Source organism: Variovorax sp. PBL-H6, assembly GCF_901827155.1.
Classification (GTDB): Bacteria; Pseudomonadota; Gammaproteobacteria; order Burkholderiales; family Burkholderiaceae_C; genus Variovorax.
In genome coordinates this window covers 1,993,096-2,017,740 of record NZ_LR594659.1, presented here as the reverse complement: position 1 = coordinate 2,017,740, position 24,645 = coordinate 1,993,096, and the positions used below count along the sequence as shown (strand labels likewise).

The 24,645-nt window shown below is 66.4% G+C and carries 26 protein-coding genes and 3 tRNA genes; 13 read left to right on the top strand and 16 right to left on the bottom strand.

Annotated features, from left to right (window positions below):
• Positions 1 to 9: 9 nt before the first annotated feature.
• The 6 genes from G3W89_RS09730 to G3W89_RS09705 all read right to left on the bottom strand — a co-directional run bounded on the left by G3W89_RS09730 (position 10) and on the right by G3W89_RS09705 (position 4,248).
• Positions 10 to 471 (bottom strand): PRC-barrel domain-containing protein, encoded by a 462-nt coding sequence (locus G3W89_RS09730; RefSeq protein ID WP_162573888.1) that lies wholly within the window; start codon positions 469 to 471, stop codon positions 10 to 12.
• 31 nt (positions 472 to 502) lie between these two features.
• Positions 503 to 1,066, bottom strand: coding sequence for an Hsp20/alpha crystallin family protein (locus G3W89_RS09725; protein WP_162573887.1), 564 nt, complete (start codon positions 1,064 to 1,066; stop codon positions 503 to 505).
• Between the two features lie 29 nt (positions 1,067 to 1,095).
• Complete coding sequence (locus G3W89_RS09720; RefSeq protein ID WP_162573886.1) at positions 1,096 to 1,713, bottom strand: HdeD family acid-resistance protein; 618 nt, start codon at positions 1,711 to 1,713, stop codon at positions 1,096 to 1,098.
• 105 nt (positions 1,714 to 1,818) lie between these two features.
• On the bottom strand, positions 1,819 to 2,490 hold the full coding sequence (locus G3W89_RS09715; RefSeq protein ID WP_162573885.1) for a BON domain-containing protein: 672 nt from the start codon (positions 2,488 to 2,490) through the stop codon (positions 1,819 to 1,821).
• A gap of 144 nt (positions 2,491 to 2,634) precedes the next feature.
• A complete protein-coding gene (locus G3W89_RS09710) occupies positions 2,635 to 3,504 on the bottom strand; it encodes a helix-turn-helix domain-containing protein (RefSeq protein ID WP_162573884.1) in 870 nt (289 codons plus the stop codon).
• 120 nt (positions 3,505 to 3,624) lie between these two features.
• Positions 3,625 to 4,248 (bottom strand): response regulator transcription factor, encoded by a 624-nt coding sequence (locus tag G3W89_RS09705; protein ID WP_162573883.1) that lies wholly within the window; start codon positions 4,246 to 4,248, stop codon positions 3,625 to 3,627.
• 136 nt (positions 4,249 to 4,384) lie between these two features.
• Here G3W89_RS09705 and htpX point away from each other — a divergent pair, with 136 nt between their 5' ends.
• Both htpX and G3W89_RS09695 read left to right on the top strand, forming a co-directional pair.
• Complete coding sequence (htpX, locus tag G3W89_RS09700; RefSeq protein WP_162573882.1) at positions 4,385 to 5,293, top strand: protease HtpX; 909 nt, start codon at positions 4,385 to 4,387, stop codon at positions 5,291 to 5,293.
• A gap of 16 nt (positions 5,294 to 5,309) precedes the next feature.
• Positions 5,310 to 6,590, top strand: coding sequence for an NAD(P)/FAD-dependent oxidoreductase (locus G3W89_RS09695; protein WP_162573881.1), 1,281 nt, complete (start codon positions 5,310 to 5,312; stop codon positions 6,588 to 6,590).
• Between the two features lie 11 nt (positions 6,591 to 6,601).
• On the opposite strand, the gene G3W89_RS09690 is transcribed toward G3W89_RS09695, so the two are convergent.
• Positions 6,602 to 7,129: a phosphate-starvation-inducible PsiE family protein gene (locus G3W89_RS09690; protein WP_197893544.1), complete on the bottom strand. Its 528-nt coding sequence runs from the start codon at positions 7,127 to 7,129 to the stop codon at positions 6,602 to 6,604.
• A gap of 181 nt (positions 7,130 to 7,310) precedes the next feature.
• Here G3W89_RS09690 and G3W89_RS09685 point away from each other — a divergent pair, with 181 nt between their 5' ends.
• From G3W89_RS09685 to trxA, 3 genes are read left to right on the top strand one after another with little or no spacing between them, the layout of a single operon-like run.
• Complete coding sequence (locus G3W89_RS09685; protein WP_162573880.1) at positions 7,311 to 7,772, top strand: CHRD domain-containing protein; 462 nt, start codon at positions 7,311 to 7,313, stop codon at positions 7,770 to 7,772.
• A 24-nt stretch (positions 7,773 to 7,796) separates the two neighbouring features.
• A complete protein-coding gene (locus tag G3W89_RS09680; RefSeq protein WP_162573879.1) occupies positions 7,797 to 8,639 on the top strand; it encodes a universal stress protein in 843 nt (280 codons plus the stop codon).
• Between the two features lie 23 nt (positions 8,640 to 8,662).
• Positions 8,663 to 9,037, top strand: a complete 375-nt coding sequence (gene trxA / locus G3W89_RS09675) for a thioredoxin (protein WP_162573878.1) — start codon at positions 8,663 to 8,665, stop codon at positions 9,035 to 9,037.
• A gap of 28 nt (positions 9,038 to 9,065) precedes the next feature.
• On the opposite strand, the gene G3W89_RS09670 is transcribed toward trxA, so the two are convergent.
• Positions 9,066 to 9,731 carry an MEDS domain-containing protein gene (locus G3W89_RS09670; RefSeq protein ID WP_162573877.1) on the bottom strand — a complete coding sequence of 222 codons (666 nt, stop codon included), beginning with the start codon at positions 9,729 to 9,731 and terminating at the stop codon, positions 9,066 to 9,068.
• Between the two features lie 169 nt (positions 9,732 to 9,900).
• Between G3W89_RS09670 and G3W89_RS09665 the strand changes: the two genes are divergently transcribed.
• The 4 genes from G3W89_RS09665 (at position 9,901) to G3W89_RS09650 (ending at position 13,440) form a co-directional block, all read left to right on the top strand.
• Positions 9,901 to 11,409 carry a sigma-54 interaction domain-containing protein gene (locus tag G3W89_RS09665; protein ID WP_162573876.1) on the top strand — a complete coding sequence of 503 codons (1,509 nt, stop codon included), beginning with the start codon at positions 9,901 to 9,903 and terminating at the stop codon, positions 11,407 to 11,409.
• Positions 11,410 to 11,734: 325 nt separating this feature from the next.
• Entirely contained in the window at positions 11,735 to 12,550 is an 816-nt protein-coding gene (locus G3W89_RS09660; RefSeq protein ID WP_162573875.1) for a helix-turn-helix transcriptional regulator, read from the top strand.
• A 17-nt stretch (positions 12,551 to 12,567) separates the two neighbouring features.
• A complete protein-coding gene (locus G3W89_RS09655) occupies positions 12,568 to 12,801 on the top strand; it encodes a hypothetical protein (protein WP_162573874.1) in 234 nt (77 codons plus the stop codon).
• Positions 12,802 to 12,957: 156 nt separating this feature from the next.
• Positions 12,958 to 13,440 (top strand): hypothetical protein, encoded by a 483-nt coding sequence (locus G3W89_RS09650; protein ID WP_162573873.1) that lies wholly within the window; start codon positions 12,958 to 12,960, stop codon positions 13,438 to 13,440.
• A gap of 10 nt (positions 13,441 to 13,450) precedes the next feature.
• Here G3W89_RS09650 and G3W89_RS09645 read toward each other — a convergent pair whose 3' ends face one another.
• From G3W89_RS09645 to G3W89_RS09635, 3 genes are all read right to left on the bottom strand, one after another.
• Positions 13,451 to 14,455: a LysR family transcriptional regulator gene (locus tag G3W89_RS09645; protein ID WP_162573872.1), complete on the bottom strand. Its 1,005-nt coding sequence runs from the start codon at positions 14,453 to 14,455 to the stop codon at positions 13,451 to 13,453.
• Between the two features lie 34 nt (positions 14,456 to 14,489).
• Entirely contained in the window at positions 14,490 to 16,202 is a 1,713-nt protein-coding gene (locus tag G3W89_RS09640) for a thiamine pyrophosphate-binding protein (protein ID WP_162573871.1), read from the bottom strand.
• 117 nt (positions 16,203 to 16,319) lie between these two features.
• Complete coding sequence (locus tag G3W89_RS09635; RefSeq protein WP_162573870.1) at positions 16,320 to 17,282, bottom strand: Bug family tripartite tricarboxylate transporter substrate binding protein; 963 nt, start codon at positions 17,280 to 17,282, stop codon at positions 16,320 to 16,322.
• Positions 17,283 to 17,465: 183 nt separating this feature from the next.
• Here G3W89_RS09635 and G3W89_RS09630 point away from each other — a divergent pair, with 183 nt between their 5' ends.
• The 4 genes from G3W89_RS09630 (at position 17,466) to G3W89_RS09615 (ending at position 20,828) form a co-directional block, all read left to right on the top strand.
• Positions 17,466 to 18,260 carry an alpha/beta hydrolase gene (locus G3W89_RS09630; protein WP_162573869.1) on the top strand — a complete coding sequence of 265 codons (795 nt, stop codon included), beginning with the start codon at positions 17,466 to 17,468 and terminating at the stop codon, positions 18,258 to 18,260.
• A 117-nt stretch (positions 18,261 to 18,377) separates the two neighbouring features.
• Positions 18,378 to 19,826 carry an aminotransferase-like domain-containing protein gene (locus tag G3W89_RS09625; protein WP_162573868.1) on the top strand — a complete coding sequence of 483 codons (1,449 nt, stop codon included), beginning with the start codon at positions 18,378 to 18,380 and terminating at the stop codon, positions 19,824 to 19,826.
• A 144-nt stretch (positions 19,827 to 19,970) separates the two neighbouring features.
• A complete protein-coding gene (locus G3W89_RS33485; RefSeq protein ID WP_162573867.1) occupies positions 19,971 to 20,249 on the top strand; it encodes a hypothetical protein in 279 nt (92 codons plus the stop codon).
• Positions 20,250 to 20,411: 162 nt separating this feature from the next.
• Positions 20,412 to 20,828, top strand: coding sequence for a hypothetical protein (locus G3W89_RS09615; RefSeq protein WP_162573866.1), 417 nt, complete (start codon positions 20,412 to 20,414; stop codon positions 20,826 to 20,828).
• An 823-nt stretch (positions 20,829 to 21,651) separates the two neighbouring features.
• On the opposite strand, the gene G3W89_RS09610 is transcribed toward G3W89_RS09615, so the two are convergent.
• The 5 genes from G3W89_RS09610 to G3W89_RS09590 form a co-directional block, all read right to left on the bottom strand.
• Positions 21,652 to 21,728, bottom strand: a tRNA-Asp gene (locus G3W89_RS09610).
• Between the two features lie 69 nt (positions 21,729 to 21,797).
• Positions 21,798 to 21,873 (bottom strand) — tRNA-Glu (locus G3W89_RS09605).
• A 52-nt stretch (positions 21,874 to 21,925) separates the two neighbouring features.
• Positions 21,926 to 22,001: transfer RNA gene (locus G3W89_RS09600), tRNA-Ala, on the bottom strand.
• A gap of 20 nt (positions 22,002 to 22,021) precedes the next feature.
• Positions 22,022 to 23,419, bottom strand: coding sequence for a glutamate--tRNA ligase (gene gltX / locus G3W89_RS09595; RefSeq protein WP_162573865.1), 1,398 nt, complete (start codon positions 23,417 to 23,419; stop codon positions 22,022 to 22,024).
• A gap of 10 nt (positions 23,420 to 23,429) precedes the next feature.
• Entirely contained in the window at positions 23,430 to 24,644 is a 1,215-nt protein-coding gene (locus tag G3W89_RS09590) for an O-succinylhomoserine sulfhydrylase (RefSeq protein WP_162573864.1), read from the bottom strand.
• Position 24,645 lies beyond the last annotated feature (1 nt).

Here is a 24,645-nt window from a genome sequence, read left to right as displayed (position 1 = left end):
CTTTTGCGGTCAGACCGCGTATTCGAACTTCGGCAACGCCTTCAGTTCTTCCTTGCTGGCCTTGGGCAGCACGGCCTTCGGCGCGATGTGCGCGAACTGGCGCACAGGAATCGCGACCAAGTGCTTGCCCATCCCGAGGAAGCCGCCGACGTTCACCACGGCGGTGGAGAGCGTCCCGTCGGGCGAAAGCACGAGGTCGTCCACCTTGCCGATCTTGTCGCCCATGTCGTTGTAGACATCCTTGTTCAGCAGCTTCGAGGCACGGTAGCCCTTGGCGACCAGCTGCGTTTCGGCGATGGTCACGCCGAGCACGGCCCGGGCAGCCACCGGTACCTCAGTTGCCTTGGCGGCCTCCGACGGTTTGGGCGTCCCGGACGACTGCGGATTCGACTGTGTTGCCTGACCACCGGCAATCTGGGCGAGGCCCAGCAGCGCGCAGGCGATGCCGGTGCGAAGAAGGTTCGAGTTCATGATGATGCCGCTCCGTTGAAAATTGAGGAAATCACTGGATCGCGAGCTTGTGCGAGGCCTTGGTGTCGCCGGCCTTCTTCGGCAGCCGCAGCGTCAGCACGCCCTGGTCGAAGCGCGCCTCGGCATGCTCGAGGTCGACGCCGTCGGGCAGCGGCAGCACGCGCTGGAAACTGCCGAAGGCCCGCTCCAGCCTATAGCAGCCCTTTTCTTCCTGCTTGGCGTCCACGCGCTTCTCGCCGCTCAAGATCAGGAAGCCGTCTTCGACGACGATCTCCAGGTCCTTCTTCTCCATGCCCGGCAGCTCCGCAGTGAGGCGCAAGGCGTTGCCGTCGTCGACGACATCGACCTTCGGCTCGAACATGCCTGGACTGAAGTCGCCGAACCAGCGTCCCGCGCCGCCGAAGGGGCCTCGCAAGAGGCCGGGCAGCATGTTGAAGGGATCCAGGGCCTGGAGCAGTTGCCCCGACTCGACCCCCCCGGCGGGAGGGCGAGGCTGCGGCGAGGCCTCGGCGGCCGAGCCGCTCGATGCCGGCCGCGCCTCTGCGCTGCCCCGTGAGAACTTGAACGGATTCCATTTCTGCAGATCGATTGCCACGTCATGCTCCTTGTCGGATATGAAGATATTCAGTGCCCGCCGGCAGCCAGCGGCTGCTGCGGCGCATGGTCATGCGCTGCGCGCCGGATACGCAGACCCAGGCTCAGCAGAAGCACACCCGTGACCACGGCGTGCAGGCTGATCAGCCAGACCATGGCCAGCGCGCCCGGCCCGGGCGCGGCGAGCACCAGGGCGCCGAATAGCAGTGAGACGATGCCGCTCAACACCAGTGGCCACCTGCCGCGCAGCACGCGGCGCAGGCGGATCGCGAGTGCGATGTCGAGCGCACCGGTCAACACGGCGTTGAAGCCCATCACCAGCACGAGCACGAGGGCGCTCAGCGCGGGATAGACCAACGCATAGACGCCGGCCGCGACGCTCACGATGCCCAGCATCAGAGGCAGCCACCACTGCCGGTCGCTGCGCCTCCTCGCGAAGGCGGCCGCCACCGAGGCGAAGCCGCCCACCAGCGCATACGCCGCGAACATCGCCACGAACAGGATCAGCGTCAGGCCTGGCCACGCGACCGCGAGCACGCCGAACAGGATCGCGACGGCGCCGCGCAATATCAGCATCCAGGACGCCGCGCCGTCAGCCTGCGCATTCGACGACTTGTCATTCGCCCCAGGATCTTCCTTGGTCCTCATTGCAATGCTCCTGCGTAAAAGCCGGTGGAGGATCGAGGCTAGGCCGCCGGCGACGGTCTGTCTTGCCCGATCCTGCCGTTCGTGTCGCAAAGCTGCGAGCCAGCCTCAGAGGCCGATCGTGATGCGGTTCTCGACCGCGCTGACGCCGGGCGCCTTCCAGGCCGCGCGCTCCGCTTCCTGGCGCTCGGCCCACGCGCGCACCTTGCCCTTGAGGGTGACCTTGCCGCCTTCCACCTCGACCGTGATCCGCTCGGCGTCGGTCTGCGCGCTGCGTACCAGCGCCTCCTCGACCTTCTTCTTGATGTCCGAAGGTTGCACATCGGGCTTCACCTCGATCAGGTTGCTGACGCCCTTCACGCCGGCGAGATTGCGCACGACGCGCTCGGCCTGTTGCTTCTTGTATTGCCAGGCGACCGTGCCCTTCAGGGTGACCCAGCCCTTGGAAACGGTGACATCGATCTTTTCCCGCTCCAGCAGAATGTCCCATTGCAGGGCGCGCGCTGCGGATGCGGCGATATCGGGGTCGGTGCGCTCGTAGCTGGTGCCTAGCCGGACCTCGATGTCATTGGCCACGGCTTTCACGCCGCGCACGCGATGCGTAGCCTCTTCCGCAGCCCAGCGCTTGGTGTAGGAATCGACATAGCCGGTCAGCGTGACGACGCCTTCCTTCACGGCAACGCCGATCTCGTTGGATTGCACGCGTGGTTCCCATTTCAGTTCGGCCAGCACCTCGTTCTGGATCTCGACGTCGGTACGGGCAGCGGTAGCGATGGTCATGATGTTTCCTTGTCTTTCATCCGGCGCCCGCTTGCGGAAAATGAAGTCGCCTCCGACATCAGCGCGCGGGGCGCGGCGGCGCGGCGGTCGGTCGCATCGACAGTAGGCTTGCCGACCGCTGCCGTCTTTCACAGAGCTGCGCAGCTATATCGCAGGATTGCGCGCAACGCAGGAAGCCAGTGCCGCGCGGGAGTCCAGCCGGAAGGTGCGCGGCGTTAAGCCGGTGTAGCGGCGGAACACGCCGCAGAAATGGCCCTGTGTTCCGAAGCCCGCCTGCGCCGCGACCTCGATGAGCGCCAGCTCGCTGTCGCGCAGCAGCGTCTTCGCACGCTCCACGCGCTGCATCACCACGTAGAGATGCGGCGGCTGGCCGGTTGCCTGCTTGAACATGCGGGCAAAGTGGAAAGGGCTCATGTGCACCTCGGCCGCGAGCTGCTCGACGTGGATGGGTTCGGTGATGTACTTGTCGATGAAGGCCTCGACCCGCCGCAGCTTGTGCTGCAGCAGACCGGTGCGCAACACCGCGGTCGAAGCCGCTGCGCCAAAATGGCGCGCCAGGTGCACGGCCAGCACGCGGGCCAGCGGCTCCAGGTAGGCTGCGTTCGGCGGCCGGTCGCTCCGGAGCTCAGCCTCCAACGCGTTGCCGACCTCGCGGATGAACGGATCGAGGGCCGCATAGCGGGCCACCAGACGCGGCACCGCATTTCCGAGCGCGGCGCGGGCCTGACGCGCAAAGAAGTCCGGCGCAATCCGCAACAGCAAGATGTCGGCAGGCCGCCGGCACTGCACACAGCAAACCTGGCCTTCCGAAATCAGGGCCACCAGGGGTGCCCTCAGAAATGCCGCGCGCTCCTCGCCGTCGTCGGCGCGGTAGACGATGCGGACCGCCGCGTCTTCGGTGGGAATCAGGATCTCGATCGCATCCCGCCGGCGCTCGGTCTCATCGCTCGCGAACGACAGGAGCCAACCGACGCGCATTGGCGCGCCGACCGCCTCAAGCAGTGCAGGGACCATGGTCACCACCTCGCAAATGTTCCGGATGAAGGCAACCATAGGCGCTGCCGGCTCGCCATACCATGCCCCTTTGGTTTAAGCCAAAGAGGCGCTGCTCGCGCACAACCACGGCGTATCGGACTACGCCCGCTCCACCATCCTGACCAGCTCGGGCAGCGAACGCACCCCCATCTTCTTCATCAGGTTGTGCCGGTGCGCCTTGACGGTGTCCTCCGCGATGCCGAGCTCGGCCGCGGCCTGCTTGTTGAGCAGGCCCTTCAAGACCAGCATCATCACCTCGTGCTCACGTGCCGACAAAGACGCCATCCGCTCGCGGATGTCGGCAAGTTCGGTGCGCTCGTGAATGCCGGCAGCATCGCGTTCGAGGGCCAGCTCGATCGCATTCAGCAACTCGGCATCGCTGAAGGGCTTGAGAAGGAACTCGACCGCCCCCGCCTTCATCGCCTTCACGCTGACCGGGACCTCGCCGTGGCCGGTCATGAAGACGATTGGCAGTGCGTCGCTGCGTTCGGCCAGTATGCGCTGCAGCTCCAGTCCGCTGGTGACCGGGAGCCGCACATCGAGCACGAGGCAAGCCGGCACATTTGGGCGCGTATGGGCTAGAAACTCTGCCGCGGTTGAGAAGGTCTGAACCTGCCATCCGATCGCGCGCATCAGGCTGCTGAGCGCTTCGCGCACGGACGCGTCGTCGTCGACGATGAACACGATCGACTTCCGGCGTTCGCGGTCGCTGGCGAATGGCATGGCACCTCCGAGGGCGCGCAAGTGTGTGCCCCGCGTGAAGTTCTGTCCAGCGCCGCCGGACCTGGTCAGTTTTGCGCAGCAATCTGGAAGACGGCCGCTTCCGCCGCGCCTACGCTGCTGGCGACGGAGAAACCCGATGAAGCGCCTGTTCCTCTTCCTCGCCACCAACCTCGCCGTGGTGCTAGTGCTGTCGGTCACGCTGCGGTTGCTGGGCGTGGACCGCTTCCTCAGCGCCAACGGGCTGGACATCGGCGCGCTGATGATCTTCTCGCTGGTGGTCGGCTTCGGCGGTTCGTTCATCTCGCTGCTGATGTCCAAGCCGCTTGCGAAATGGTCCACCGGCGCGCGGGTCATCGAGCAGCCGCAGAGCGCTGAAGAGGCCTGGCTGCTCGAGACCGTGCGCGCGCTGGCGCGACGCGCGGGCATCGGCGAGCCGGAGGTCGCGATCTATGAGGGCGCGCCGAACGCCTTCGCGACCGGCGCCTTTCGCGACGCATCACTCGTGGCCGTGTCGACCGGCCTGATGCAAACCATGAACCGCGCGGAGATGGAAGCGGTGCTCGCCCATGAAGTGTCCCATGTGGCCAACGGTGACATGGTGACCATGACCCTGATCCAGGGCGTGGTCAACACCTTCGTGGTGTTCTTCGCGCGCATCGTCGGCTACCTCGTGGACAGGCTGGTGTCGCGACGCGAGGACGACCAACACGCCGGCGGCGGAATCGGCTACTACGCGACGGTGTTCCTCTGCGAGATCGTGTTCGGCATCGCCGCTTCGCTGATCGTGGCGTGGTTCTCGCGCTGGCGCGAGTTCCGCGCCGACGCAGGGTCGGCAAGCCTGTTGAAATCGCCGGAACCGATGATCCGTGCGCTGGGCCGCCTGGGCGGCATCGAGTCCGGTGGGCTGCCGCAGTCGCTGCGGACCCTGGGCATCAACAGTCCACCGTCGTGGACGCGCCTGTTCGCGAGCCATCCGCCGCTGGACGAGCGCATCGCAGCGCTGCAGACACGTCGGCACATGAGTTCCATCCCATGGGCGCGCTGAGGCTTCGACCATGGCCATGAGCGATGCCAGAGACCCACCGTCGCCAGCGGGGCCGGCGCTGGTGAAGATCTATGGGCGACTGGGCAATGCCGCCGCCTGGGCGATACGCGACTTCCTGCACCGCAGCGACGTGCCCTTCGAGTGGGTGGCGCTGCCGAGCGACGACAGCGCACGCAGTGAAGCGCAGGTCGACCACCTGCACGATGCGCGGCTGCCGATCTGCCTGTTCCCCGACGGCACCCGCATGGAATGCCCGACGATTCGGCAGATCACCGAAAAACTCGGCTGGTTCAGGAATCCGTCGCGCGGCGAATACGACCTGGCCATCTACGGCGCCGGGCCGGCCGGGCTGAGCGCTGCCGTGTACGCCGGGGCCGATGGCCTGTCGACCGTTCTGGTCGAGCGCCTGGCAGTCGGCGGCCAGGCCGGTAGCAGTTCGAAGATCGAGAACTATCTGGGATTTCCGCAGGGCATCAGCGGCATGGAGTTGGCGGAGCGTGCCCGCGAGCAGGCCCGCAAGTTCGGCGTCGAGATCCTGCTCGCCCGCGAAGGCGTGCGCGCCGAACTGCGCCCCGGACGCGGCGTCGGCGTGCTCGAGGATGGCACTCGGATCGTCGCGCGCGCCGTGATCTGCGCCACCGGCATCGCCTACCGGCGACTCAGCCTGCCCAACGAGAAGCAGCTGATGGGCTCGGGCCTCTACTACGGCGCTGGCGCCAGCGAGGCGCCACTGGCGCGCGGGCAGCACGTGTTCATCGTCGGCGGTGGCAACTCGGCCGGCCAGGCAGCGATGCATTTCGCGCCGCACGCGAGCCGCGTCAGTATGGTGATCCGGGACGCATCGCTGAAGGGCACCCTGTCGCGCTACCTGATCGACCGCATCACAGCCAGTCCCAACATCGAGGTCCTTGCGCGCACGGAGGTGAGTGCGCTGCACGGCAACACCGGGCTGCGCGAGATCACGCTGCGCGACCTCGCCACCGGCGCCGAACGTCGCGTCCCAGCGCAATGGCTCTTCGTTTGCATCGGCGGCGAGCCGCAGACCCATTGGGCGGAATCGATCGGCATGGTGCGCGACGAGGCTGGCTATATCGTCACGGGTCCCGATTTGCTGCGACGCGGACAGCACCCGCCGCGGTGGCCGCTGGACCGCGACCCGTATTTCCTCGAGACCAGCATCCCGGGCGTGTTCGCTGCCGGCGACGTCCGGCACAACGCGGTGCGCCGCTGCGCATCGGCGGTAGGCGAAGGGGCGATGGCCGTGGCCTTCGTGCACCGCTTTCTCGACGCCGGCTGAGCGGCGCCTGTTCAGGGGCGGTCGGGATCCCTTGGCTCACGCGCATCGATGTCATCGTGCGCATCGGGCGATTCGATCCTGTCGTCGCGCTCGCGCAGCAGCCAGTACACGATGCCCAGCACCAGGGTCGCGCCGGCCAGTGCGGCTACCGTCTCCGGCTCGGTGGACTTCGTGTCGAGGATGATGAACTTGCGGCTGAGCGCCAGCAGGGCGATCAGCACCACCGTCTTGACCTGAACGATGCCGTTGTGTCGCAGCGCGACGCGGACGATCGAGTGGTTGAACTCCAGCGCGATCAGGAGTGTCATCACCATCCCGAACAGGCTCTGGAACACCTCGTGGTCCAACGGATCGAGTGCGCCGGTCAGAAGCAGCGGCACCACGTGCACCAGCAGCTGGACCAGCGCCAGCGCGACCAGCACCGCGATGATGAATCCGAGCGCGAAGGCGACGAGGTGCTCGAAACGCTCGTTGATTGTCATCAGCGGCCAATAGCGCCGTGTCTCGCGCAGGAACCAGGGCTTGCGTCGCGATGCCATCGGGGACCTCCTCGCTGCTGAGTGCAGGCGATTGTGCCGTGCCGGCGCCGCCCGCGTGGGCCCGCAGCTGCCTTCACCCCAGAAGCAGGACACGAACCGCAGGCCTCAGGAAGACGCGGCGCAGCTTCAGTTCCTATGCTCGACCCATCACATCCCCAACCTGCACTCTCAAGGAGGCCCCATGATGAAGATACTTCCCCTCGTCGTCGCGCTCGCTCTCGCCGCGTGCGCACAGACCGATACCAGCACCTCATCGATGGACACGGCCGATGTGCCCGCTATCCTCACGGGCGCCATGGAAGTTCCCCCGGTGCAGACGACGTCCACCGGCCGGGCGCTGATCCTCGTCGCCGACGACGGCACCGTTAGCGGCATCGTCGAAGCACCTGGCATGGACGGCGCGACGGCCCTCATCGAAGACGACGCGGACGCCGCCGTACCAGTGGTCGTCATGCTGATGCCGGTGGCCGACGGTCGCTGGGAGGTTCCCGCCAACACGCGCCTCACGCCGGCGCAGATATCGCACCACAAGGCCGGCAAGCTCCACGCCAACGTGCGCTCCAAGGCGCACCCGAAGGGCGAGGTCCGCGCGCAGCTCAAGAGCAAGCCCGCCGCCGGCGCGACCAGCGCGGCCACAAAGTGAGCAGCAGCGGCCAGGAGCAATGACATGGACGGCTATCAATCCATTCTGGTTCACATGGACGCCTCGCCGCGCTGCGCGGAGCGGCTCGCGATGGCGCGCAGGATCGCGCCGGCCCACGGTGCTGCGGCGACCCTCGTCGCGCTGCTGGCGATCGAGCCGCGCATGCTGCCCTTGCCGCTGCGCGTCGATATCGAGGCCCTGACCGTGCCGATCGTGCCCCAGATCGACCCCGAGCATCGCGAGGCCGCCCGCACCCTGTTCGACGAGGCCCTGGCCTCCGGCGATCCGGCGATGACCTGGGCCGAGGTGCCGGGCGATCCGCCCGTCTGGGGCACCGCGCAGGCCTCGCTCTATGTCGATCTGATGGTGCTGGGCCAGCATGACCCCGAAGACCCGCGAACGCAGGACGTGCCGAGGGACTTCGTGGAATCGGTGGTGATGGAAAGCGGCAAGCCGGCCCTGGTGATCCCCTATGCCGGGCGTTATCCGGCCGTCGGCCAGAACGTGCTGATCGCATGGAAGCCCACGCGCGAATGCGCCCGCGCCGTCGCCGGCGCGCTGCCGCTGATGCGGCGCGCCAAACGCGTGCACGTGGTGTCCTGGGGACCGGACAACTACGGCCCGGCGGAAACCACCTTCGGCATCGTGCGCGCGCTGCGCTGGCACGGTATCGAGGCATCCGCGAACCGGTACCCCGACGAGCCGGACAAGCTGGGCGAGATGCTGCTGTCACATGCCGCGGACCAGGCCAGCGATCTGCTGGTGATGGGCTGCTACGGCCACCACCGCATCCACGAACTGCTGCTCGGCGGCGTGACGCGGACCGTGCTGCGCTCGATGACGCTGCCGGTGTTGATGGCGCATTGAAGGCAGGAGGCCATATGTCAGCAGTGATCCATGCAGGCGAACGCGATTTCGAATCGGCGCTCGCCGCGCAACAGCAGCCGGTGCTGGTTGATTTTTCGGCCTCCTGGTGCGGACCGTGCAAAGCCATGGCGCCGGCGCTGGAGTCCTTCGCCGAGCGCCGGCGTCAGGATCTGGCCGTCGTCAAGGTCGACATCGACGAGGCGCCGTCCATTGCGGCGAAGTATGCGATCCGCTCGGTGCCCACGCTGATGCTGTTCCATCAGGGCCAGAAGCTGGCCATGCAGCCCGGGATGATGAGCGAGGCGCAGCTCGCGGACTTCGTGGACCGGCATCTGCCCCGTAAAACTTCGGTGGTGCGACAGGATCCGACGCGCCCGCAGATCGACCTGGACTGGTGACAAACCTGCGGCGCCGCGTGGCGGGCCGTCAGGACGCTTCCTTGCGCGCACGAAGTTCGCTGAGGAATTGTTCCGCAGGTGTGAAGAATGGGTTCTCGTGCAGTACGCCACCGAGGATGACGACGGGGTGCGTGCGCAGGACGTCTGCCATCAGCGCCGCACCGGTCTTCGAAAGGTCGTACATGCACACCACGGTGTCGCGCCCTTCCGGCACGACGTCGTTGAGGCGGGCTTCGTACTCGAGGAAGTCTTCCACGCCCGGCCAGTCGTCGCCGGCCCATTCGGCGTGTCCGGTGATGCGCGAGATCGGGGTCTGCAGATCACCGGAGATATGCTGCTGGACGAAGCTGAGCATGCGGGCCACGTCGAAGTGCCCGTCGCGCAGGTACATGTCGAACACCGAGTGGACCTCGAGTTTCCCCTCGCGCTCCTTCTGCGCGACGTCGATGCCGGCTGCGTAGAGCTGCTGCAGGTGTTCATCGCGAAGCGACTGGTCGACAATCTGGCAGGCCCGATCGCCACGCTCGAGCCCATCCTTGATGAAGGGCATCATGATGCGGTTTTCCTCCTCGGCGTTGCGGAAGAAGGCACAGATGTGGCGGTACTTGCCCAGTGTCGAGCCTGCGATTTCGATGGCGACCTGTTCGCCCTGACTGGGCGACGCAGCCACGAGGCCTGTGAAGCTTGAATCCATGATGTCTTGTCCAGGTTGCTTCGACACTGCCAACGTACGCCAAATGGGGCGCCGGCGCGAGCGGTCGCGCGCGCATCCTCGAAATCCTTTAGCAAGATTCTGTAAAAGAAGTGCAATTGCTGACTGTCGATCCGTGCCACGCTCGCTGCTTGCCTTCGACTCGTAGACCATGGATGAAACTGCCGTCGAAATCCGCCGCCTTCGGGACTGCATCAGCGGGCTGATGAGCCTATTCGCGCTGCCGTCCCTATGGGACAGCCGCGATCCGATGGCGGTCCTCCGGACGGTGCTCGAAATCCTGGCGCGCATGCTGGACCTGGACTTGGCGTACGCGCGGCTGGACGAGGGTGCAGTGCTGCCGGCGCTGGAGTTGGCTCGCAGTGAGCATCTGCCCGACATTGCACGACGCGCAGACGAGGTCGGTGCAGTCATAGAGCCGTGGCTACTGGCACAGCACCCCGGCGTGCCCTATGCCGTGCCGAATCCGTTCCAGCAAGGCGAACTCCGCGTCACGCACCTGTGGCTCGGCGTGAGGAAAGAGTTCGGGCTGGTGCTGGCCGCTTCCCGGCGTCCCGAATTCCCGAGCTCGACCGAAACGCTGCTGCTGCGAGTGGCCGTGAACCAGGCGGTCGTCGAACTTCAGCGCGCACAGCTGGCCACCACCCGACAGCGCGCCGAGGCCGCGGAACGGCTCAACGACGAGATCAAGGCGCACAACGCCTACCTGCGCCAGGAAACCGAAGAGCCTTGGGGCGAGATCGTCGGTCGCAGCAAGTCCCTCGCGCAGGCACTGACGCTGGTGGCGCGCGTTGCACCGACGAATGCATGCGTCCTCGTCCAGGGCGAGACGGGGACCGGCAAGGAGCTGATCGCGCATGCCATCCACCGGCTCAGCCGCCGCCGGCAATACCCCTTCGTCCGGCTCAACTGCGCCGCCATCCCCACCGGGCTGATCGAAGCCGAATTGTTCGGACATGAAAAAGGCGCCTTCACCGGAGCCGTCAGCAAGCGCATCGGGCGCTTCGAACTGGCCGACAAGGGCACCATCTTCCTCGACGAAGTCGGCGAGATTCCGCTCGAGCTGCAGGCCAAGCTGTTGCGCGTGCTGCAGGAGCACGAATTCGAACGTCTGGGAAGCACCCACACGCAGAAGACCGACGTGCGTCTGATCGCGGCGTCCAACCGCGACCTCGCGCAGATGGTCGCCGCCCGCACCTTCCGCGACGATCTCTACTACCGCTTGAAGGTATTCCCGATCGAGACGCCGCCATTGCGCCATCGCGTGGACGACATCCCCGTGCTTGCCAAGCACTTTCTGCAGGTTCACGCGCGTGCCAACAACCGCTCGATCACGACCATCGCCCCGGAAAGCCTCGCGGCCCTCAGCCGGTATTCCTGGCCGGGCAACGTGCGTGAACTGTCGAACTTCATTGAGCGCTGCGTGATCCTCACGCAAGGCGCCACGCTGGAAGTCCCGGTCGGCGAATTGAAGCCTCGCCCCGATGCGGAAGATGCCTCGGACGAAAGTCTCGAACGCATGGAGCGCCAGCACATCCTGCGGGCCCTGGAAGAATGCAACGGAGTCATCGCCGGCCCCGCCGGTGCAGCCGCCAGGCTGGGCATGAAGCGCACCTCGCTGCAATACAGGATGCAGAAGCTCGGTATCGCGCGCCGTTGACCGCGCTGCCGGAAGGCCGGCAGCGGTGACGGAGGGCCGGCAGCCACGTGCCGGCACGCGAGTCGCGCGAGCGCGGCCCGGCTCGCCCAAACCCTTGTCACGCCTCGTGATTCTGCAAGGCGGCAATTCGTTCGCCCGCCGTCGCGGCACCGGCACGCCCTATGCAAATGAACAGCATGCCTGCCGCCCGGCAGCGCAAGCAAGCTGATGCAGAAAGGCGCCCCCCATGCTTACAGGAACCCATGCCGGAAGCGACGGTTTGTCGAGCGTCCATGCGCCGATGCGACCGTCTTTACCATCTCCAGGAAGCCGGAGCGATCCGGTCATGCGCATCGCCTATCTAGGCACAGCGGACCTCGGCAGCGTGCGCACACGCGATTCTCTCGACATCCTCGTGCCGAAGGAAACCGCGAATCTGTTCACCACCCATCGCATGGAGGCCGCGCGCGACCGAACCGCTTACGTCCGTGCGCCGCTGGTCACTATTGTTCCGCCGGCGCTCCCTCATGCGCTCGCAGACAGGCCCGGCCCCAACACGCTCATCCTCAGCATCGCAGAGCCCTTCTTCAGCGAGACGGCCCGTGCCGCGCTGGGCAGCGACGAGCCGAGCTTTGTCGAACCCCATGCAGCGGCCGATTCGCTGATCCGCGAAGTCGCAGACGCCGTCGTCCGGGAGTTCCCGAGCCTGGACCGGCTGACGGCGAGCTTCCTGAACGCATTGGCCGCCCTGCTGGCTGCGCACGTCGCCAGGAACTACTTGGCCGCGGCACCTGTAAAGGCCATGTCCAACGGCGGATTGGCGGCCCACAAGATGCGCTGCGTCCGCAACTTCATTGCCGAGCATCTGGGCGAGACGATCCGCGTCGAACAGCTGGCCGCTGCAGTGCATCTGAGCCCCTTTCATTTCGCGCGGATGTTCAAGCAAGCGACGGGACAGTCGCCGCACCTGCATCTCCTTCTGCAGCGCATCGAGCGCGCCAAGGAGCTCCTGGCCGGCACCGACTCGCCGATCATCGAAGTGGCTGCCGATGTGGGCTTTCGCACCCAAGGCCACTTCACCGACGTCTTTCATCGCTACACCGGGTTCACGCCGAAGGTATTCCGGCTGAACGCGCGCGAGGCGTCGAGCCGGGCCCATTGATCCATCAGGAGACAGCCATGACCAATGAGACTTCCATGCACGAAGCCGTCGCGTTCGAGCTCCGCTTCCGGTCGCTGTACCAGCAGGGCCGCGCGCTCGCGTTTCCCTGCGATTGCGAGGGCCATGTCGACCTCGATCGTTTCAGCGAGCGCGTCAGGAACAACTATCTGTACGCAAGGGCAATGCTCGGGCGGGAGTACGCGTGGCCGCGGGTCGCGCTTTGCGATTCGGAGAGCCGGTGCAGAAGTTGAAGTACTTCGACTCGCGACGGCACCGAGGCGTCATGGCTTGCGCAGCTTTGGCTCCATGCCCATAACGATTGCGCATGCGCCCATCCCTCCCAACGGATGGCGCCGCTGCGGGCTCAATCCTAAGATCGTCTCCGCCTTTTGCACTTAGGAGACCGAATGAAAGAGTACCGCATGCGGATCGACGACTACACGCCCGAGCAGATGGACAAGCGCGTGGCGCGCTTCGACAAGCTCAAGTATCCGCCGACCCGCTATCACGACAGCCAGTTGCCGGGACACGCGCGCAAGAACTATCTCGTAGTGGGCACCGGCCTGATCGCCGAAGGCGCCACCGACCCGTGGTCGGCCATTCCGGTTGCGGAGGGTTTCCAGATGTCGTACATCAAGGCGGTGCCCGGCAACGGCCCCATGCTGCACAACCACGACACCAATGAAACATTCATCTGCCTGGAAGGCAAGTGGAAGGTGATCTGGGGCCGCCACCAGGAAAACTCGGTGCTGCTGGACAAGTACGACGTCTGCTCGGTGCCGCCCTTCGTGCCGCGCCGCTTCGAATGCGTCGAGCCGCAGGCAGGCCATGAGGAAGGATTGCTGCAGTCCATCCAGTCGGGCGACCGCGCGGAAGTCGAGTGGGTCTGACCCGACCGTCCTAACCGGCCGTCGCGATACCGCCCGCCGCGGCCAGTTCCTCCGCCACCGATCGCACGAGCTGGCGCAGCCACTGGTGCGGCGGGTTCTGCTGCATCCGCTCGTGCCAGTACATGCCGATGCGGACGTCGTCCAGCGGCACCGGCGGCGGCAGCATCTTCAATCCCAACAGAGGCGCGAACACCCGCGCGATCCCCTCCGGCACGGTGGCCAGGAAGTCGGTGCGCGACACCACCGCCGGCACCGCGATGGCCGAGGGCAGCCAGACGCCGACGCTGCGCTGCCGCTTCACCGCTTCGAGCGCCGCCTCCACGGCCGCCTCGATCGACGAGCCGCCCCGTCCGAGCTTGTGGCATGCATGGGGCCAGTGCAGGAAGTCCTCCAGCGTCAGCTTGTCGCCCACGGGATGCGACCCCGACGCGATCACGGTCAGCTTCTGGCTCCATAGCGCACTCGAGCGCAGCCCTTCGGGGGCCGTGCGCGTGAAGCTGAGGAGCAGGTCGATCTCGCCTTCCTCGAGGGCCTGGCGCGCCCGCAACAGGTCGGGGATCCGAACGCGCAACTGAACGCCGGGCGCGATCCGCCGTACGGCGGAGATCAGCCGCGGCAGCAGCATGAAGGAGACGGATTCGCTGGCCGCGACTTCGAAGGCGAGCTCGGCGCTCGCCGGGTCGAAGGGCTGCTCGGCGGCCAACGCCCGGTCGATGAGGTCGACGGCCGTTCGCATCGACTCCGCGAGCTCGCGCGCGCGGTCTGTAGGCACCATGCCCTTCTCGGTGCGCACCAGCAGGGGGTCGTTGAAGATATCGCGCAGCCGGCGCAGCACCGAGCTCATGGCCGGCTGCGTCGATCCCATTCGCTCCGCCGCCTTGGTGACATGCGCCTCCTCGACCAGCGCCCGCAGGCAGCGCAGCAGGTAGATGTCGAGGTGTTTGTCGGGCATGGCAGGGTCGAGGCGCGCCACGGTCATCGACCGCTGCTGGCGGCCGGCGATTCTAGCTGTCATGCTTGCGCGGCCCGTGCGGGTCGCGCCGCCCCGCTCAGGACGCTGGCGCCCAGGGATCGGGGGCTCGGCAGAGAAAGTCGGTCGCCACGTCGACCACCGTCAGCCGGGTCGCACTCATCGCATCCTGCAGCGCCCCCTGCAGCTGTCCCGGCTCGGTCACGCGCACGCCGTTGGCGCCGAAGGAGCGCGCGATCGCCGCGAAATCGGTGGGCTCGAAGGCGGCGAGGGCGCGCACCTGCTCGATCGGCATGCCCTTGGCCACCATGTTGCAGGCGTCCTGGCCGAAACCCGAATTGTTGTTGATCACCACGGTGATCGGCAGGTCGTAGCGCAGGGCCGTTTCGATCTCGGCCATGTGATAGTAGAACGCGCCATCGCCGTTGAAGCACACGACCTTGCGGTCGGGCGCCGCGCACTTGGCGCCCAGCGCCGCGGGGAAGGACCAGCCCAGAGAACCGGCCGCGCGCAGGTAGGTCTGGCGGGCCTTGTACTCGATGTGCGTGCAGCTCCAGATCGCCGAGTAGCCGGTGTCGGCCACCAGGATGCCGTCGTCGGGCAGCACGTCGCCGATCTCGGCGCACAGCCGTTCCACGCGGATCGGTGTCTCGCCGCTGGTCTGCATCGCAGACACTTCGCGGCGCCAGGCCTGCATGGCCAGCTCGGCCTGCCGTGCGAAGCCTTCGTCCGAGCGGTAATTCTCGAGCAGCGGCGCGAGCGCCTCCACGGCGAGGCGCGGGTCGCCGATCACCGGCACCGCGTTCGGATAGACGCGCCCGGCTTCGGTGGCATCGGCATCGATTTGCACCAGGCCCTGGCGGGCGGCCGGGATGCGCCAGGCATGCGTGTTCTGGTCGCTGAGCTGAGCGCCCACCACCAACACCAGATCGGCTTCGTGCACCACGCGGTTGGTGACAGCCATGCCGTAGCTGCCGACCGTCCCGATGGCCAGCGGGTGCGTCGTCGCAATGATGGCGCGTGCGCCCACCGTGGTCGCCACCGGCGCGCCCAGCTGGCTTGCCAGCGCCAGGATGGCAGGGCCGGCGCCGGCCGCGAGCGCATCGCTGCCGGCGACGATGACCACCTTGCGCGCACCGCGGATCGCCGCTGCCGCTCTTTCGAGCTGATGGGCCGCGGCGGCTTGCACCGGCCGTGTGATGCCCTTGAGAAGATCGGCCGGGACGTTGGCATCGTCCAGCAACGACGGCTCCAGGTATTCGGCCATCAGGCCTGCCACGTCCAGGTGCACGGGGCGCGGCACGCCGGCCAGCGCAGTGCGCCAGGCATTCGCCAGCAGACGGGGCAGATCCTCTGCGCGGGTGACGTTGCCCGAATGACGGGTGACCGCGGAGAACGCCTTGGCGTGGTCGATCTCCTGGTAGGGGTTGCGGTCCTGGTCCGCCACCGGTTTGCGGCCGGTTATCGCGATCAGCGGCGTGCGTGCGAGCCACGCGTCCTGCAGGCCGGCGGCCAGGTTGGCCGCGCCCACCGACTGCGCCCAGCACAGGCCCGGCTTGCCCGCCACGCGGGCGTAGCCGTCGGCCATGTACGCCGCGGCCTTTTCCGTGTGCGGCAGGATGGTCCGCACGCCCATGCGGCGCAGCTCGTTGAGCGTGTCGCGCAGGATGGCTTCAAGGAAGAAGACGTGGCTGACGCCGGCGTTGGCGATCTGTTCGGCCATCCACGTCGAGGCTTTCTTGCCTGGCGTGGCGGCGTTCTGCGGTACTTGGACCTGTGATGGGTTTGTCATGGCTTGCTTTGCTTGGGTGTGCGGTAGTCCACGCCCGGCAGGCGAGCTGCGTGGGCGGCATGCGGGAGGGCGGAGGGTGCGCGGCTCAAGGGCGCGCGCAGGGAGCGGAAGCGGCGGCTACTCCGCCTTGATGTTGGCGGAGGTGATCAGCTTGCCCCACTTCTGGGCGTCCTTCTTCACCATCGCCTCGAAGTCCTGGCCGTTGCCGGAGAGCGGCACCATGCCGCGGGCGGTGACCTGCTTGCGGAAAGCCGGGTTCTCCATCACTTCGCGCAAGGCCTTGGTCAGCTTGTCGGCGATGGCCGGCGGCAGGCCCGCCGGCGCGACGATACCGGCCCAGGACGAGGCCTCGAAGCCTTGAACGCCCTGCTCCGCGATGGTTGGGGTCTTGGCCTCCGTTTCCAGCCGTGTCAGCTCGGACACGCCGAGACCGATGACCTTGCCGCTGTTGACGTATTCGAGGATCGAGGGACCGGAACCGAAGGTGAAGGTGACCTCGCCCGAAAGCACCGCCACGGCAGCCGGGCCCGTGCCCCGATAGGCGACGTGCGTCATCTGGGTGCCGGTGGCATGAGCGAGCAGAGCGCCGGCCAGGTGCGTGCTGTTGCCGATGCCGGCCGAGCTGTAGGTGACGTGGCCGGGTTGCGCCTTGGCCTTGGCGATCAGCTCCGGCAGGGTCTTCACGCCTGCAGAGGAAGAGACCGCGAGGAACAGCGGGAACTTCACCATCGGGCCGATATACGTGAAGTCCTTGGCCGGATCGTAGGGAACGCTTCCCATCAGCGTGGGATTCACGTCGAAGGGGCCGGACGGCACGGTGCCGAGGGTGTAGCCGTCGGGCTTGGCCTGCTTCAGCAGGTTCATGCCGATCGTGCCGTTGGCGCCGCCCTTGTTGTCCACCACCACGCTGACCTTGAGCTTTTCCTCCAGCTGCTTGGCCACCAGGCGGCTGATGCTGTCGTTGCCGCCGCCGGGCGCGTAGGGAACGATCAGGCGGATCGGCTGCGACGGCCAGTTGGCGGCGGCGAGCGTGCTCGCGAACGCGAGGGCAAGGGCCGTGACGGTCTTCTTGGTTTGCATGGGTTTGTCTTCCGGACTCGGGCAAAAAAGGGGCTCGGCGGCCGGCGGGAGTGGGCTGCGCCGGGCGCATCGGGTGGGGCCGAAGTATCAGAGCTTCATTCGGCTTTCGCCATGTCTGCGCGCTTATGCGCACATGGGGTCAGAACATGTCGAATCCCATCGCTGGGGCTCAACAATCGGAGCATGACAGCCTCTCAAGCAACTGCCCCTCATTCCGAAGCCGTCGAACAGCGGCGCTGGATCGATGTCGCCGACCGGCGGGTCCCCGCCGTGGTTTGGACGCCCACGCAGCACGCCGGCCGCCGGCCGCTGGTCCTGATGGGCCATGGTGGCAGCGGCCACAAGACTTCGCAGCTGGTGCTCGATGCGGCGTTGCCGCTGGTGCGCCTGCACGGCTTCGTGGTCGCCGCAATCGACGGACCGGTGCACGGGGAACGCCGGGCCAGCCCGGCCGATGGCGAACAGGTCCGCAGTGAATTCCGGGCGCTCTGGGCCGAGGGGGGCTCCGTGGAACCCATGGTCGCCGACTGGCGCGCTACGTTGGACGAACTGTGCCGCATGCCCGAGGTCGATCCCGCTGCGATCGGCTGGTACGGGATTTCGATGGGCACGGCGTACGGGCTTCCCTTCGTGGCGGCCGAGCCCCGCATCCGGGCCGCGGTGCTGGGCATGTGGGGCACCAGCCGGATCAACAGCCGGCGTCTGGTGGACGACGCCCGCCGCGTGTCGATTCCGGTACTGTTCCAGCAGAAGCAGGACGACGAGTTCTTCACGCCCGAAGGACAGGTGGAGATCTACGAAGCGCTGGCGAGCCCGGAGAAACAGCTGGCCGTGTACCAGGGCGGGCACGTCGACCCATCGGGGTTGCAGCTGTTCGACTTGATCGAGTTCCTCGCGACGCGACTGCAGCATCCGCATGGGCGACAGCAACCATTCCCAGTCGTATACGGCAACTCCCCGCAGGGCAGTCCACGCTGAGCGCCGGCAGCTTCTCATCGAAACAGTGCCCGCCTTGAAGGGCTTGCGTGCCAAAATCGTCCGGCGCCTTCTGCACATGGAGCAGCCTGGTTGGGTGACTCCGCTTCAGGCGGAGCCATGAAGCTATACGAACGCTGTGCGAACGAAATTGCCGAACTGATCCGCACCGGCATGCTGCGGCCCGGCGACCGCCTGCCCTCCGTGCGGGCCACGAGCGCCGCGCGCGGCCTCAGCCGCAGCACTGTCTTCGAGGCTTACTACCTGCTGGAAGCGCGCGGCCTGATCGAGGCGCGCCCCCGCTCCGGGTATTACGTGAAGCCAGGCCTCGCCCCCGCCAAGCTGCAGGCGCCGGCGGATTCGAGGTCCGATGGAAGAGCCAGGAGCGTGGACATCGGCCAGCTCGTCTTCGAGCTGCTGGGTCCCATGGCGCGCCGCGAATTCGCTCCGCTCGGCTCGGCCTTCCTGAGTCCATCGCTGTGCCCGCTCACGCGACTCGCGCGGCACCTCTGGACCGAGATGCGCGACTTCGATCCTTGGCGCCTGATCGAGGACCTGGCGCACGGCAACGAGGCGCTGCGCCGCCACATTGGGCTGCGGTACGCGATGGACGGCATCGCCGTCGAGGCCACGGAGCTGGTGCTGACCAATGGCGGTTTGGAAGGAATGAACTTGAGCCTGCAGGCAGTCACGCAGCCCGGGGACGTCGTCGTGGTGGAGTCGCCCACCTTCTACGCGGCGCTGCAGGCGCTCGAGCGCCTGCATCTGCGCTCGCTTGAGGTTGCGACCTCGCCGTCCCAGGGCATCGACATCGACGCGCTGGCCGCGGCACTCGAACGCCAGCGCGTCGCGGCTTGCTGGCTCATGACCAGCTTCCAGAATCCTCTGGGCAGTTCGATGCCCGAGGATCGCAAGAAAGCGCTGGTCGCCCTGCTCGCGAAGCATGCGATTCCGCTGATCGAGGACGACGTCTATGCTGAACTCTATTTCGGCGCGAAGAAGCCACTGCCGGCCAAGGCCTTCGACACCGAAGGCCTGGTAATGAATTGCGGTTCCTTCTCCAAGTGTCTGGCGCCCGGCTACCGCGTCGGCTGGGTGGCGGGCGGACGCTTTGCAGCGAAGATCGAGCAGATGCGTCTTATGTACACGCTCTCGCCGGCCATCCCTGCGGAGGCCGCCATCGCGGCCTACCTCGACCAGGGCGGCTACGACCGGCACCTGCGGCGCATGCGCAAGGCGCTAGCCGGCTACCTGGCCGTGGCCATTGAGGCCGTGCAGACGCACTTCCCCGCCGGCACGCGCATGACGGTGCCGGATGGCGGCTATTTCTTATGGCTCGAACTGCCCATCGCCGTTGACACGATCGAACTGCACGCGCTCGCGAGAGAACGCGGTATCAGCCTGTCGCCGGGGCCGCTGTTTTCTGCCGCCAGGCGCTTCAAGAACTGCGTGCGGCTGAATTACGGCCATGGCGGCGACCCGCGCTTTGTGCCCGCATTGAAGACCGTCGGCGCACTCGCGACGCAGTGTGTGGCGAGTTGTGATGCGTTGGCAGACGGACGGCACTGAAGCAAAAACTCCATTCTCCGATCGGCGCCCTCCTCGTCATCGACTTGATCCGCTCGTCCGGAATGCCCAACTCGCGTGCCGCTGGGCTCTGCCTTCCCGAGCCCCTTGCCGCGGGCGACGCTGGCCGGCTACAAGGCTGCCGCGATGGACGCCGTCCGCGAGTGCTTCTCGCGAGCGACGCGCGCCTCCAGCCCGGAAGGCGGCTATTTCCTGTGGCTTCAGCTGCCGAGAAGCGTTGACGCGCTGGCGCTGCATCGGCTCGCGCTCGCATGCAACATCACCCTGGCACCGGGACAGATCTTCTCGACCGACCGGTGCTTCACGCATTGCGTACGCATCAACTTTGGCGATGGCGCGGACCCACGCTTCGCTTCGGCACTGCGTACTGTCGGCGAATTGGTGACTCAACTTTCCACAAACTGATTCGTAGTCCTGACGCTGCATCGTGGCCCGGTCAAGTTCGCACGAACTGACACTGTTCGGCGCAGATTGGACTGCCGACAATCGATCTCATTGACCCGGGCCGACTGAGCGCATTTGTGCGGCACGTGGCCGCTACGACAGTCGCGGGTATGGAAGTTCCAAATGAAAACATCCGAGATGCTCGAGATCGAACGGGCTCTTCACGCGATCGAACTGATACTCGATGGGCGCTACGGCGACCATGAGTTCGCCCCATGGTCTGGCCCCACTAATCTTGGTGAATTGCCAGCGCCGGCGAAGGAGACGGCAATCCGCAGGGTCGAGGAAGCCAATAACGCGTCACGGGAGCGCTCAGCGATACACTTTTGCCTGACGTCCTCGGCCATGCTGCTGAAGGTGACGCAGCGCCTCATGCACGAGCCGGCCTACCTCTCGCCAAAGGATCGCGCGCAGCGCCTGCGCCTGCTGGTCGATGAAATCCGTGCCGCAGCGGGGGCTGCGTACCGCGCTGCGCTGATATTGGTCGGCGAGGATCCAAGCTTGCCGTGGCGCATAGATGGCGAGATCCCGACCGCGTAAGCGAGAAAGGCTGAAGCGAGGGGCGAATCGGCGTTCACAAGCCAGCGAAGCTGGCTGGCAAGCTGCTGCTCCATCCGATCGGAATCGACCACGTCCACAGGCCGTTCCCTCCACGATCAAGAATTTGTTGAGGTGCGAGCGTGCCGGTCCAAGAAGGCTCCAACCATGCAGCCGGATGGAGACGTCCCGAGCCATTGACGCCCATCGCGCCTCGCAAGGAGCCCAAGAAGGTAGCCGATCGCGCCCAGACCGCAAAGGATCCGTGGCCGTGAGGATAGAACGAGCAGGACCTGTCTTTCTTCGTCGCACACGCCCAAGCTGCGCCGAAGCTCGCGGCGCCGGCGTGATCCGTTGGCCACGATCTTGAGACGAGGGATCTCCAAACCCGTCGTCATGACGCGACGAAAGTGCACCGCGCGTTCAGGATACTCACAAGTCAAAGGCCGTTTCCACATGGCCTCGGCCTACAGCGGACGCCCTGAATCATTCCAACAATTCCAGCCTCGCGACGCGTCTATGCTCCGTTCCAGCTGACCGTGACCTGTGAGAGGTCCCCTTCAGGGACCGGTCGCCATCCCAGCCACCCCAACTGTGCCTGACTTGCCCCGTTTCCACGGACGGTTTTATGGCTTGAATCTCAAGCGTGGATTATTGATGCCGTGGGATTGCCCACGGCGTCGGTCGGCGCTTGCGCGGCCGGCGGTACCTGCGCAAGAACTAGAACATGGGCAAAACCATGGGCAGCCGCGGTCCGCGTTCTACCGGCGGGCAGGAACCCAAACAAAAAGCCCCTGTGGCAGGGGCTGCTACAGGGGCTTGTGTTTGGCGGAGTGGACGGGACTCGAACCCGCGACCCCCGGCGTGACAGGCCGGTATTCTAACCAACTGAACTACCACTCCTGGTAGGCTGCGTTCGCTCGGATAGAGCCAAGTGCTGCCGACTTGTGCCTTCTTCACTTGCGTGAAAACTGGCGACCCTACGGGGATTCGAACCCCGGTAGCCACCGTGAAAGGGTGGTGTCCTAGGCCTCTAGACGATAGGGTCGTAAACCTAAGAACCGCGTTGCGATCAACGCTTGGTTGTCTCGACTTCCAGATGGTGGAGGTAAGCGGGATCGAACCGCTGACCTCTTGCATGCCATGCAAGCGCTCTCCCAGCTGAGCTATACCCCCTGTGGGCGTCGAGCCTCGAATTATAGCGTCGAAATTTCATGCCTCTGTAGCCGCTTCAAAATTTCTTCACGAGAGAAGAGTGCGAGCACGGCATCGAGCGACGGCGTCTGCGCCGTGCCCATCACGAGCACGCGCACGGGCATGGCCAGCGCTGGCATCTTGAGGCCCTGCGCAGCCAGCACTTCCTTGATCGCCGCGGTGATCGATGCCTTGTCCCACGCCACGGTGGCGAGCTTGTCGGCCAGCGCGGCAATCGCGGGGCGAACGGCATCGGTCAGATGCTGCGCACGATCGGCGTCGCTGGGCTGCACGTCCGCGTAGAAGGCGGCCGCCCAATTGGCCAAGGTCACCGTCGTGTCGCAGCGGTCTTTGAACAGCGCGCAGATCGCCGCAAGCCTGTCGTCGGACTCGATGCCGCGCTTGTGCAATTGCGCGGCAACGAGCAGCGCAAGCTCCGCATCAGGCTTGGCCTTGATGTACTGCGCGTTCACCCATGCGAGCTTGGCTGCATCCCACTGCGCGGGGCTCTTCGACAGATGCGTGCCGTCGAACCACGCCACCATCTGCTCGCGCGTGAACAGCTCTTCGTCGCCATGACTCCAGCCCAGCCGTGCGAGGTAGTTGAGCATCGCCTCGGGCAGGTAGCCGCCCTCCTCGTAGGCCGTGACGCTGACGGCACCGCGGCGCTTCGAGAGCTTTTGCCCGTCCTCGCCGAGGATCACGGGCACATGGCCGAACTGCGGCAACGGCGCGCCGAGCGCGCGGAAGATGTTGATTTGCCAGGGCGTGTTGTTGATGTGCTCGTCGCCGCGGAACACATGCGAGATGCCCATGTCCCAGTCGTCCACCACCACCGCGAAGTTGTACGTCGGCACACCGTCGGCGCGCACGATGATGAGGTCGTCGATTTCCCGGTTGTTGATGGTGATCGGGCCCTTGACGAGGTCGTCCCAGCTCACGTCGCCATCTGGCGGATTGCAGAAGCGGATCACCGGCGGCACGCCTTCCGGAACAGGCGGCAGTACCTTGCCCTGCGCAGGGCGCCAGCGGCCGTCGTAGAGCGCCTTCTCGCCGCGCGCGCGCTGCGCCTCCTTCATGGCGTCGAGCTCGGCGGGCGTGCAGTAGCAGCGGTAGGCCGTGCCGGCGGCCAGCATCTGCTCGACGACTTCGCGGTATCTGTCGAGCCGCTGCATCTGGTAGACCGGACCCTCGTCATAGTCCAGCCCCAGCCAGTGCATGGAGGCGAGGATCTGCTCGACCGACTCCTGCGTGGAGCGGGCGACGTCGGTGTCCTCGATGCGCAGCACGAACTGGCCGCCGTGGTGGCGCGCATAGGCCCACGAGTAGAGCGCGGTGCGAGCCGTGCCGAGGTGGAGGAAGCCCGTGGGGGACGGCGCGATGCGGGTGCGAACAGTCATGGAGTCAGGTTCAGGTGCGTAGCGTGTCCAGGCCGCGCAAGAGGTCGGCCTGGATATCGTCGATATGGTCGAGGCCGACCGCGACTCGAACCAGGCCCTGGCCGATGCCGGCGGCCTGGCGCTGTTCTTCGCTGAGTCGGCCGTGCGAGGTGGTGGCCGGGTGGGTAATAGTGGTCTTGGTGTCGCCGAGGTTGGCGGTGATCGACAGCACGCGCGTGCTGTCGATCACATGGAAGGCGTTGGCGCGCGCTGCCTCGGGCGTATCGCCCTGCACATCGAAGGAGACCACCGCCCCGCCCTGCCCCGACTGCTGGCGCATAGCGAGTGCGTGCTGCGGATGCGAAGCCAGGCCGGGGTAGTACACGCGCTTTACCGCAGGCTGCGTCTCCAACCACTTCGCCAATGCAAGGCCGCCAGCGCAATGGGCCTGCATGCGGATGCCCAGGGTCTCGAGCCCCTTGAGGACGACCCAGGCATTGAAGGGCGACAGCGCCATGCCGGCAGTGCGCACCACGGTCGCGAACACGTCGATGAGCTTCTGCGAGCCGCAGATGGCGCCCGCCAGTACGCGGCCCTGGCCTTCGAGGTACTTGGTACCCGAGTGGATGACGAGGTCGGCGCCGAACTCGACAGGCCGCTGCAGGGCCGGCGAGCAGAAGCAGTTGTCGACCGCCAACAGCGCGCCCGCGCCGTGCGCCAGGTCGGCCAGCGCACGGATGTCGCACACATCGGTCAGCGGATTGGTCGGCGTCTCGGCAAACAGGAGCTTCGTGTTGGGCCGAATCGCCGACTTCCATTCGGCCACGTCGGTCTGCGAGACGAAGGTAGTCTCCACGCCGAATTTCCCGAAGTCGCGCCCGATCAGGTTGAGCGTGGAGCCGAACACCGAGCGCGAGCACACCACATGGTCGCCGGCCTTGAGCAGCCCCATGCACATCATGAGGATCGCGCCCATGCCGCTGGCAGCGCCGATTGCCGCCTCGGTGCCCTCGAGCGCGGCAAGCCGCCGCTCGAAGCTGGCCACCGTGGGGTTCGAGGTGCGGGTGTAGGTGAAGCCTTCCTCGGTGCCCGCGAAGCGCCGCGCCGAGGTTTCGGCGTCGGGCTGCACGAAGCTGCTGGTGAGAAACAGCGCCTCCGAGTTCTCGCCGTACTGGCTTCGCTCGAGCGCGGCACGCACGGCGAGTGTGTCGCGGTGCAGCCCGGGGGGAAGGGATCGGTCGGTCACG